Genomic DNA, 11,472 nt, shown 5'->3' on the forward strand with positions numbered 1-11,472 from the left:
CAACTTCAATACAAACGCTTACTATCCTGCAAACCGCAAGAATAGAACCTCCGAATTATTGCATCTCCAAAACTATTCCACCACTGCATATTGCTAAGTTTTGGTATTAAGGTTTACTATTCCCCATCTAGTTCGTTGCTATGCTTACTCAAAAAACCTTCAGCTTTTGTATTTGCACGGCGCACCATTTGAGCAAACTTGCTATCTTTGCCATTACCAAGCGGCATCGAATCTAAATCAATCCCCGCAGCAGCCACAATTGCTTTGATATTCTTTTTTGCATTGGCAATGCCTACAGTCAAAATCAGTGCTGCAATACCAAATATGACAAGCAGCGCGATACCCAATCCCAAAAACCACTCGGGACCAGATAGATATACCTGCCAATAGATGAGTAGTGCCGCCGCCGCAACTCCGGTATAACCGAGGCGTTTATAGACTTCTAGCCGCATGACTGCCTGAGTTTGACGATCGGCCTCAGTAATGAGATTGCGACGCTCAGCTTCGCTGATATCTTTTACTACTTGGTGAACCTCGGCGGCCATATAAGGCTTCCTCTCAAATAACGCTAGATGCAAACAACCTATGCAGTATGCAGGATTACAAATAAGCCCGTGGTGCCAGCTGACAAATATCGCAGCTAGCACCACAGGTCTCAAGCATGGGTATTAATAAGAAAGACCCGTGTTGAAGAACGAAGTGTTGATGCCAGGAATTGTGATGCAGCCAAGCAGCGCAATCACAACAAGAATCAACATAACGATAGTCGGGGAAATCTTCTTTTTGGTCATCAACCACCAGCACAGCCAGACAAAGAAGAAACTCAGAAACTTGGGCATAATGGCATCAAGCGTATTCTGCAGGTTAAATGCTGAATCTTCAGCAAATTGTAGATTGAAGCTTGTGGAGATAGAAATCCAGGTAGCAGCAACGGCGCCGATAACCATGGTACCAACCATAACAATAGAGCTGCGCAGAGCAGCAGAGTCAGGACCAACAAGAGCCTCAACTGCATTGCCACCCAAGGTATAACCCTGCTCGTAAGCAAACTTCATACCAAAGTACATGATGGCATTCCATGCAATCATGTAGAAAATCGGGCCCAAAGGATTGCCGCCCGTAGACAAGCCCAAGGCAATGCCTAGTAGGATAGGAATAAAGGTACCAACAATGATGGAGTCACCAAGACCCGCCAAAGGACCCATCAGACCAGCACGAATACCGTTGATGGTCTCGGCATCCATGGGCTCACCATTGGCGCGTGCCTCCTCAAGACCCACCGTCAAACCAACAACCATGGTGCCAATCTGAGGTTCGGTATTAAAGAAGGTGGTGTAGGTACGCAGCGCCTCAACCTTGTCTTCATCTTTGTCATACAAATCGTCGACAACAGGCATCATCGACCACAAATAGCCAAAGGTCTGCATATGTTCCTGAGAAAAGCAGGTGAGGTTACCGTAAATCCAGCGCCTAAAGGACTGCTTTAGCGCAGCGGGGGAAACTTTTTTAAGTTCTGCCATGATTAGATGTCCTCCTCTTCCTCATCATCAATGGAAGCAGCGCCTGCGGCAGCAAGGGCACGCTTGCCAGACTTGAGAGACTGCAGCTCAAAATTGATTAGTGCAAAGAAGACCGCGATGATTGCAGCGGCAATCAAGTTGCAACCCATGACTGCAGCGAGAATAAAGCCAAATGCAAAAGTAACCCAGTCCAAGGTCTTGGTATTCATCCGTGAACGGTAGGAATTTAGGCTATTGAGCTGTATAGATATGCACATAAAAGCCCCTAGACAACAAATGCACCCGCAAGATATGTCCCGCAGGTGCATTCATATATTTCAATCTGAAGGGAGCTTACCCAACATTCTCAAAGCCAAAAGCGCCCATTTCCCACGCAGAGTAGCGCGCCTGCAAAGTTGAGGTCACATGCAGGTTATTAATTTCTAGGGGATACCAACGCGTAGTCATGGTCTTCTCCCCTCCATTGATATAAATCTCAATGACCGAGGTATCCACCAAGATGCGCAAATCAGTAACGCGACCCGCACTGAGCGCAGAAAGTGGTAGACGACGATTAGTACGCCAGCGCCCCGACGGACTTTGGAAGTCCAACTCAAGCATATCTCCATGCAAGAAGAGTTCCAAATCAGAGCCAATAATCACACGACCCTCACCTTGGATATCTTCAATTAACACGTCGGCTGTGCCATTTGGGAAGCATGCAGCTTGTGCACCCGTTACATCAAACATATCACAGGTTGTCTGTGAACCAACGTAGCCCGTAGCCCCAGGAGCTGCTTCCACACTAAATTCCACAGGAGTCTCTCGCAATGCATTGATTTCCTTAACAGGCCAGAAGCACACCTGTTCTGCTTCATTCAGCGAAAGTTCACGCGGCAAGGTCAGCGTATGCACCCACTCGCGCGTTGGCGTCTCGTACTGAAATTCGATGTCTGGCAGACCAATCCAGCCTACGTAGAGCACGCGTCCCTGCTCATCTTCAAAAATCTGTGGACAATAAAAATCAAAACCATAATCTGTTTCGACAAAATCATTCTCATCAAAGCAAGCATAAGGTGCTTTTGCATCCATCTTGTCTGCATCTTTGCCAAGCAAATCAATAACCTTGCCATCCACAGGGAAATAACCGCAGTTGTGAATGTTTTGATACTTAAAAGGCTGCTTGGGAACACCTTGAGGGCAAATAAAGAGAAACTCTCGATTACCTAGGCGTGCTACATTAGGGCACTCCCACATGTAGCCAAAACCGCCTTTGCTATACGCCGTTGCTGAGCCTTCAAACTCCCACGTATAACCGTCGCCTGAGCGATAGAGCAGAACCGCACCACGACTGTCTGTTGTACGCGCACCCAACAGCATGTGCAAGAAACCATCCTGCTCCCACACTTTGGGATCACGCACGTGGTTGGAGCAATAGGCGGGATAGCCCGCATTGTCGAGCACACAGATCTTCTTGCTAAAGCTATTACCGTCCTCAGAAATCACGAGGTTTTCGTTGGCAAGACGTCCTGCGAAGTCATAGTCATAATCACCAAGCTCAAGCACATTACCCGTGTAGTAACACCAAAGCTTGCCGTCTTTCACCAACGCAGAGCCAGAATATGCACCGTTGCGATCGAGCTCGCAATCAGGGCGAATTACTTCACCATGGAAGGTCCAATTGATGAGATCTGTACTTGTCCAATGACCCCAACCATGCCCTACTGCAGGCCACTTTGGTGTGTACTGATGAAACCAGTGATACACACCATTGAGCTGTGACAAACCGTTAGGGTCAGTCAAGCCACCTGTAGGGGTTTGTAGATGGAATCGCAGGCGCCAATTGTGCTTGGGGTTCCAGTTGATATCTACAGCCATGGAGCTCCCTCAATTCGAATGTAGCGTACATACAGAAAGGCTGATACTCAGCAGAGCTTAGGCAAGAACCTCAAGTACTTCGGCACGCTCGGGCATCGCAGGAATACCACCACGCTTGCGAACACAAAGTGAGGCTACGGCATTGCCCATACGGGCCATCCTCTTTGCATCTTCAAGCGTAACGTCTGCAGGAGTCAAGCCACTCTCTAAGAAGGCGGCAAGGAAGCCTCCCCAGAAGGAATCTCCCGCTCCTGTAGTGTCCACAGCCTCAGTCTTGAACGGAGGAACAGTAGTTACGCCGTCTTTGGTGCATATCAAAGCACCCTCAGAACCTAGAGTCACACAGCATACTTTGACATTGCCTGACACAATCTTTTTTGCAGCCTCAGCGGGATCAGCAACATCGGTTAATAACTCACACTCATTGTCACTCATTTTCATAATGTCCATATAGGGCAGCACGGCACGCATCTGCTCCATAGCAGCAGGGGCACCAGGCCAGAGGTTGGCACGGTAATTGGGATCGTAGCTCATCACACAACCAGCAGCCTTGGCAATTTCCAGCGCTGCAAAGGTAGCTGCACGCGCAGGTTCGTCGGTCAATGAGAGAGATCCAATATGGAAGATTTTGCTCTCTTCGATAAGCTTGGTATCCAGCTCTTCTGCAGAAATCTGTGTATCTGCTCCAGGCTTGCGTGCAAAGGAGAAGGAGCGGTCGCCTTGGTCATCTAACGCAACAAAAGCAAGCGTTGTGAAGTAATGGGGATCTACCAAAAGACCGCGCACATCAATATTGTTGGCTTCCATCGTGGCACGCAAAAACTCGCCATGCATGTCGGCACCAACCTTGCCTAAAAAGGCAGTCTGATGCCCTAGACGCTGTAGTGCTACCAGCACATTTGCAGGAGCGCCGCCAGGATTGCGTTCAAAGAGTTTTTGACCAGCGTCAGAAATACCCGCATCCGTAAAGTCAATAAGTACTTCACCTAGGGCAGTAACATCAATCATGCTGCACTCCTTTTAAGGATTTTTCATTCCAAGTTTAAGGATTCTTCATTCCAAGAAGGGGCAGTCGCACGTGGCGACCGCCCCAACAGTTGCTAATTCTCAGCCAAGCACTTTACTTAAGCTCAATAAGTGGGACACCAGCTTTGACCGTGCCACCGGTATGAGTGTTGATGTTCTTGTACTCATCGGTGTTGGTAATAATGACCATGGTCATCGTGTCGAGGTTAGCAGCCTTAATAGCGCCAAGGTCAACTTCCATCAGCAGGTCACCCTTCTTGACTGCTGCACCCACGGTGGTATGCGGCGTAAAGGGAGCACCCTTGAGGTTAACGGTGTCGATACCAATGTGAATCAAAATTTCTGCGCCTTCATCGGAAAGCAGACCAATTGCGTGGCCAGTGTCAGCAAGGACGGTAATGGTACCAGACACAGGAGCGTACATTTTGCCATCGCTAGGAAGCACTGCTGCGCCATCACCCATTGCTTTGCTGGCAAAAACAGGGTCAGATACCTGGTCAAGAGCGACTGCCTGACCCGCACAAGGAGTAAAGACAACCTCAGCATCGGTGGGAGCGGAAACGCCTTGGTTAGACTGAGCAACGCTTGCGGCAACTGCTGCGGTCTGGTTGGCGGCAGCCTGAGTGGAAGCTACGGCCTGCTCGGGCAGAGTCTTGCCCTGCTTCTTTGCGTCAGCATCGTCGGAGTAAATGGTCCAAGTGATACCAAAGGCAACTGCAAAGGCTGCAGCAAACATGATGGCGTAGCCCACGGGATTTGCGATGCACAGCAAGATACCAAAGATACCCGTGACGCCCGTACCAGAAGCGGAGAGGTTGGTGAAGTAGCAAATCACGCAACCAACTGCAGAGCCAATCATACCTGCAACGAATGGCTTGACCTTGGGCAGGTTGACACCAAAGATAGCGGGCTCAGTAATGCCAAGCAGGCAGGAAATACCAGAAGGGATAGCCAGTGCTTTGGTCTTGTCAGACCTCGTCTTAAACGCAACGGCTAGGCAGGCACCACCCTGTGCAATATTTGCAGCAGAGGCAAGAGGTAGCCAGTAGGTAACACCATGCTGGGCAATCATCGAGACGTCGATAGCGGTATACATCTGGTGCAAACCAGTAACAACCGAGGGGCTGTAGATAAGACCAATGATTGCATTACCGATACCAAAGGGCATAGCAAGCAAAGCCATCAGCAGACCAAGGATTGCATTCTCGAGATATACAAAGATCGGGCCGATAAAGAGAATCGTGATATAGGCGGCTGCAGAAACAGACAGCAACGGAGTCAAGAAGAGGTCGAACATCTCGGGAACAACCTTGTGGAGACGCTTCTCAAAGAAGCAAAGAATCCAGACGCCTACAAGAATGGGAATAACGTGACCCTGATAGCCAACCCAATCGATGGTATAGAGGCCAGGGATAACATCAAAGCGAATCATCGAGCCATCAGCAATTGCAGACGACGCATTATATGCATTGATGAAGTCACCGCTAATAAGCAAGGCACCCAGCGATGCACCAAGATAGGGATTGCCACCAAAGACGGTAGCAGCAGAAAAACCGAGAAGAATCTGCAGATTTGCAAGTGCGCACGCATTAATCAAGCCTGCAATCTTCCAGTACACATTGCCCGAAAGGTCGACGCCTGGGAAGAGGAAGGGAATTGCTCCCATGATACCCATGAGCATACCGGAGGCAACGATTGCAGGAATGATGGGTACAAACACGTCAGAGAGGACTTTGATGGCAGCCATAAACTTGTTTTGATTCTTGGCGGCGGCTGCCTTCACTTCAGCTTTGCTAGCTGCACTAATGCCACCTTGGCTGGTAAATTCGTCATAAACTTTATCGACGGTACCTGTACCAAAGATAATCTGTAGCTGACCAGAAGCCTCAAAGTTACCTTTTGCGCCGGGGATATCCTCGAGCTTCTCCTTGTCAATCTTGTCGTTGTCGGCAATTACGAGACGCAGACGGGTGGCGCAGTGAGCAGCAGACACGACATTTGACGCGCCGCCTATCGCCTCCAGCGTAGCCCTTGCAGCCTCTTTGTAATCCAACGCCATATTTCCTCCCTTTCCTGCGACAGAAAACTGTCATAGGCCTGTGTGAAATCGTTCTCACAACTCGCTACCAGAGTAAACTGATGTCTTCACAAAGTGTACACCATTTGCCAAGCGCGTACGAACGGTAGTATTTTTTCGGCGAATGGTAATTCTAGAATCTCTACTAAATGCTTTTGAATCCATCAAGATTGGTTTGAAAAAATTATTGAATGAGAAAGACACTTTGTTAGCTTTAAAAATAAACAAAGCTAGCCGTCTGTAGTAAAAAGTAAGCCGCTTGCTCCTCTTTAAGGTCACCTTAAGAATTTCTCTCACAATCCTATGCAATCCCATGATATTAAGAAGATAGGTTTTGCATATAGCCGTAATGAATGGGCTAAGTGGGTTCGCTAGGAGCACGTCATGTCGACATCTAAGGTAAAAATTACTCCTATTACTGTAATTGCTATCATTGGCATCGTCTGCTCAATTGTGTTTATAGTCTTATTTGCTTCTGTCAAGGGCCAACTCAATACATACCAACATGCAAAAATAGTAGGCACGTTTCAAAGTGGTGAAGGACCTCTTGAGACCAATCAATATTTAGCATTTAGCCCCCAAGAAAGTAAGAGTTACTTTTATAACCAAGATGCAGCTCCTGAACATTTTTTCAAAGAAGGGGCGTATGAATACCTATACGAGCGCATATATCTCATGAAGACAGAAGGCGTTGACTATGAGCTGCTTCTTGCAAATAACGACGAACTATATCTTGTAAAAGACAATCAACTCATCTTGTTTAAGCGCATTTCAGATAGCTGTAGCATCATTGGAGTAGATCAAAGTAAATAACTGCTGACGTATTAGGCACTAAATTGTGCTCACCATTTTAATACCGCTGGTTTCGTAGGACTTTGCACACGAAGTAAGACACGGTGCTACTTGCCAAAAGCCACGTTCTGTTTCAATCAAAGTGGTCCTGTTTGCCAAACGCCACGTTCTGTTTCAGAAAAAATGTCAAAAGCCACGTTCTATTTCAAAGAGCCTGGCGTTTGCGCAGGTAAATTTTTTGGGCATGAAGAGATACGTGGCTTTTGGCTAAAAAAGTGAAGAGATGTGTGGCGTTTGGCACTCGGTGTGAAACGAAGTGTGGCGTTTGGCACCTAGCGTGACGTGACGTGAATTAGAACGTGGCATCTAGCAAGCAGAACGAGGCGGGCTGAAACAAAATGCGGCTCCTGACGCCCGGACTAACAGCCGCTAGGCAAAACACGGCAACAGCGCTAAACAGGACGCTGGGTGGAGTCCCCCAAAACAAGCTTGAAGCCCATCTTGGTTTCGCGTGGTGCTGCTTCACCTTGCTCCATAGCCTCGAGTAACATACGCGCTGCCTCAACACCACTCGTGCGATAGTAGTAATGAGCCGTGGTCAAACTGGGGCTAACTACTTTAGCAAGAGTGGAATCCCCGAGACCTGTTACACGGACATCATCTGGCACCTTGTAGCCTTTGTTGCGTAAATAGGTTAGAGCGCCTGCGGCAATCTCGTCGGTTGCACACACAATCGCATCAGTTTCGGGATGAGCTTCCATGATTTTGGTAGCGCAGGTATAACCAGACCATGCATTAAATTTTCCCTGTTCAATTGGCGCTGCTTCCACATCAAAACCTTGATGCTCGATAGCATCAAGAAAGGCTTTGCGACGCAAATAACCTGTAGCATAGTCCCGCTCGGGAACCGAGATGTAGGCAGGATGGCTGCTTCCTACTGTGCAGCACAAAGTTAGATCATAGACGCTATTGTAATCGTCAAAATAAATACAGCTAATACCAGTAACGTGCTGACCCAACACTACCAAAGGCAGTTGGAAGTTTTTGAAAAGCTTCTTATGTTCATCAGTAATAACGGTACCAATAAGGATAATGCCGTCGCTTTGACCCTGTTCAACAAAGGACTTGAGATAGGACAGCTCGCTATCCACATCACCATCAGTATTGGCAAGTACAGCACTGTAACCCGAGGCACTAAGAACAGAGGTAATGCCTGAAACTTCGCGTCCAATAGACTCGGAGCTAATCTTGGGGATGATGACGCCCACAAAATGCGTCTTGCCCGTACGCAGAGTACGCGCCTGTTGCGAGGGTACATATCCAGTCTGCTCGATAACACGAGCGATGCGTTCACGCTTTTCCTCACTGACATAGCCATCATTGAGATAGCGCGATACTGTGGCTCGCGAAACATTTGCCATCTGGGCAATCTCATTGATGGTCATACCCTGCTCCTTAGAATTTCTCGGTGTGCTGCACCTGAAGTTCATGGATTACCTCAGGAATGCGCTCAGGCTCATATGGTGTCATCTGATAGACCCAGTTGAGCCAGTTGCGGTACAGCAGATTGGCATGAGCGCGCCACGTAAAGATGGGCTGCTGCTCGGGATCATCATCAGGGAAGTAGTTCTCGGGCAGACGGATAGGCAAGCCACGATGGAAGTCACGCCAATACTCATCAGCTAGCGTATCACGGCCGTACTCAAAGTGGCCTGTGACATAAATCTCATGAAAGCTTGGTGAAGCAATAAGAGCAGGACCCGAGCTAAATCCCTCAGACAGTACGTGAAGCTCAGGATGCTGAGCCAACTCACCCACATCGATTGCAGCGTGGCGAGAGTGAGGCATGTAATGCACCTCATCAAAGCCGTTGGTAAGAAAGCTATATTCATCACAAAGTCGTTGTGGGAACACGCCAAAAAGTTTGGCACCTAGCTGGCGCTTGGGAATTCCATAGAGGTGATAGAGACCCGCAAGTGCACCCCAGCACAAATAGAGAGTGGAAAAGACGTGCTCCTGACTCCAATCGATGATTTCGCAGAGCTCATCCCAATAGTCCACATCTTCATAGGCCATCTGCTCCACAGGAGCGCCTGTAATAATGAGACCATCGTAATTCTTATCCCGAAAAGCATCAAAAGTATCGTAAAACTTGACCAAGTGATCTGCCGAGACGTGCGTGGACTTGTGAGTCGAAACTCGCATAAAGTCGCAGTCCACCTGTAGGGGGGTCTTTGAGATGAGACGCAAGATTTGCGTCTCGGTCTCAATCTTGGTGGGCATAAGATTGAGGATAGCCACCTTAAGCGGGCGAATATGCTGGGCGTCCGCAATCTCTTCTTCCAACGCAAAAATATGCTCTTCATGCAAAGTCTTTTTGGCAGGAAGTCCATCTGGAATATTAATAGGCATGGGTGGTTCCCCTCGCGACATACAAAATATCAGCAATCATCAGCTCGTACATAACGCACGAGCTGTCACACTGTAACGCAAACGCGTGACTTTTATAAGACTGAGCTGCCATTTTGAGGCTTAAAAAAGGCCTTTCTTCAAGCTTCCTAACAAACCGCGGGTCAAAGTTGTCGCAGCAGTACGAGCAACGGAGACGCCGATACTTGCAATTTGACGCTGGCGTCGCTCAGCCTCGCGTTCTGCCTTGGCTGCTGCTTTCTCCGCTGCCTTCTGTGCCTCACGAGCTTGACGCTCCGCCTCTCGCTGTGCTTCACGAGCCTGGCGTTCTGCTTCGCGTACAGTTTCGCGCTCTTGTCGAGCGGCTTCTTTCTCTTGTTCACGCGCAGCTTTTGCCTCTTCTGCAGCAGCAAGCTTTTCCTTTTGTGCCTCTTCCGCTGCTTGAGCTTCAGCTACTACTTTGGCATTAAGCAGTTCGTAAGCACTTTCGCGATCAACGGCTGTGCCATATTTCGTAGCAAAAGGTGAATTCGCAACCAGATAACTATGATCCGCAGCAGAAGCAGCCGCCATTGAGCAACCTGGCGCAACAATATAGGCACGCTCAACAACCTCAGGAATACTCTTGGCATCTAAAACGCTAACCAAAGCCTCACCTGTGCCAAGCTCACCGATAACCTTGGAGGTATCAAATGCTGCATTTACACGGAAACTCTCAGCAGCAGCCTTAACCGCACGCTGTTCGGCAGGAGTGTATGCCCTAAGTGCATGTTGTATGCGATTTCCAAGTTGCGCAAGCATTGCCTCGGGAATATCAGCAGGGCTTTGGGTAATCATCCATACACCTACACCCTTAGAACGGATAAGCTTAACCACCTGCTCAACTTTTTGGACAAGAGCGCGCGGCGCATCGTTAAAAAGCAAATGAGCCTCGTCAAAGAAAAAGACCATCTTGGGCAGAGAGGCGTCTCCGACCTCAGGTAGACGTTCATAGAGTTCAGAGAGCATCCAAAGCAAGAAAGTTGAATAGAGTAGTGGAGACTGTACAAGATGCACGGCATCTAAAATGTTGACAAAACCATGTCCGTCAGCATCGACGCCAATCCAATCAGCAATATCAATAGCCGGTTCGCCAAAGAAATTGGCACCACCCGCATCTTCTAGCTGCAGCAGCGCGCGCTGAATAGCGCCCACACTTGCACTGGACACATTTCCATAGGCAAGCCTGAGCTCATCGGCATGTTCGCCCACCCAGCCAACCATAGCGCGCAGATCTTTTAGATCCAGCAATAATAACCCACGGTCATCAGCTACATGGAAAGCAATGTTTAGTACGCCTTCCTGTACGTCGGTAAGACTCAACAGGCGTGAAAGCAATAAGGGGCCCATCTCACTGATAGTGGTACGTACTGGTACGCCCTGCTCACCATAGACATCCCAAAAATGCACAGGACTTGCGTGGAAATCAGGAGTTGGGACACCTGTTTCTTTGCAGCGCTCGGCAAGCTTGTCGCTCATCTCGCCTGTAATTGCCATACCCGAAACATCACCCTTGATATCAGCCAAAAACACTGAAACACCTGCATCGGATAGGCTCTGGGCAATTGCTTTGAGCGTGACTGTCTTGCCCGTACCTGTAGCTCCTGTAATGAGGCCATGACGATTGCACATCTCGGGAAGCAAGTAGACAGGTCGGGTGCCTTGTGCAAGCAAAATCTTGCCTTCGCTGGTATACATACTGCTTCCTTTCGCCACTACCAAACCAACGCACGATCAAAACTGGCTGTACAT

10 protein-coding genes are annotated in these 11,472 nt (G+C 48.6%); 1 reads left to right on the forward strand and 9 read right to left on the reverse strand.

All coding sequences use genetic code 11. The features are described from left to right. Window positions 1–116 precede the first annotated feature (116 nt). The 6 genes from ACO5JD_RS07530 to ACO5JD_RS07555 form a co-directional block, all read right to left on the reverse strand. Window positions 117–545, reverse strand: coding sequence for a hypothetical protein (locus ACO5JD_RS07530; RefSeq protein WP_484988868.1), 429 nt, complete (start codon window positions 543–545; stop codon window positions 117–119). 123 nt (window positions 546–668) lie between these two features. Then, window positions 669–1,520 carry a PTS system mannose/fructose/sorbose family transporter subunit IID gene (locus ACO5JD_RS07535; protein ID WP_484988870.1) on the reverse strand — a complete coding sequence of 284 codons (852 nt, stop codon included), beginning with the start codon at window positions 1,518–1,520 and terminating at the stop codon, window positions 669–671. Window positions 1,521–1,522: 2 nt separating this feature from the next. Next, window positions 1,523–1,777: a PTS sugar transporter subunit IIC gene (locus tag ACO5JD_RS07540; protein WP_232204011.1), complete on the reverse strand. Its 255-nt coding sequence runs from the start codon at window positions 1,775–1,777 to the stop codon at window positions 1,523–1,525. Window positions 1,778–1,853: 76 nt separating this feature from the next. Next, entirely contained in the window at window positions 1,854–3,377 is a 1,524-nt protein-coding gene (locus ACO5JD_RS07545) for a GH32 C-terminal domain-containing protein (protein WP_484988872.1), read from the reverse strand. A 57-nt stretch (window positions 3,378–3,434) separates the two neighbouring features. Continuing rightward, window positions 3,435–4,385 carry a carbohydrate kinase family protein gene (locus tag ACO5JD_RS07550; RefSeq protein ID WP_484988874.1) on the reverse strand — a complete coding sequence of 317 codons (951 nt, stop codon included), beginning with the start codon at window positions 4,383–4,385 and terminating at the stop codon, window positions 3,435–3,437. A gap of 112 nt (window positions 4,386–4,497) precedes the next feature. Then, window positions 4,498–6,462 (reverse strand): PTS sucrose transporter subunit IIABC, encoded by a 1,965-nt coding sequence (locus ACO5JD_RS07555; protein WP_021625188.1) that lies wholly within the window; start codon window positions 6,460–6,462, stop codon window positions 4,498–4,500. A gap of 402 nt (window positions 6,463–6,864) precedes the next feature. Between ACO5JD_RS07555 and ACO5JD_RS07560 the strand changes: the two genes are divergently transcribed. Continuing rightward, a complete protein-coding gene (locus tag ACO5JD_RS07560; RefSeq protein WP_021625190.1) occupies window positions 6,865–7,293 on the forward strand; it encodes a hypothetical protein in 429 nt (142 codons plus the stop codon). A 431-nt stretch (window positions 7,294–7,724) separates the two neighbouring features. Here ACO5JD_RS07560 and ACO5JD_RS07565 read toward each other — a convergent pair whose 3' ends face one another. From ACO5JD_RS07565 to ACO5JD_RS07575, 3 genes are all read right to left on the reverse strand, one after another. Beyond that, a complete protein-coding gene (locus ACO5JD_RS07565) occupies window positions 7,725–8,717 on the reverse strand; it encodes a LacI family DNA-binding transcriptional regulator (protein WP_484988876.1) in 993 nt (330 codons plus the stop codon). Window positions 8,718–8,727: 10 nt separating this feature from the next. Continuing rightward, window positions 8,728–9,684 carry a homoserine O-succinyltransferase gene (locus ACO5JD_RS07570; protein ID WP_021625193.1) on the reverse strand — a complete coding sequence of 319 codons (957 nt, stop codon included), beginning with the start codon at window positions 9,682–9,684 and terminating at the stop codon, window positions 8,728–8,730. A gap of 120 nt (window positions 9,685–9,804) precedes the next feature. Next, window positions 9,805–11,418 carry a helicase HerA-like domain-containing protein gene (locus tag ACO5JD_RS07575; protein WP_484988878.1) on the reverse strand — a complete coding sequence of 538 codons (1,614 nt, stop codon included), beginning with the start codon at window positions 11,416–11,418 and terminating at the stop codon, window positions 9,805–9,807. Window positions 11,419–11,472: the final 54 nt, after the last annotated feature.

It is taken from the genome of Olegusella sp. (assembly GCF_057238325.1).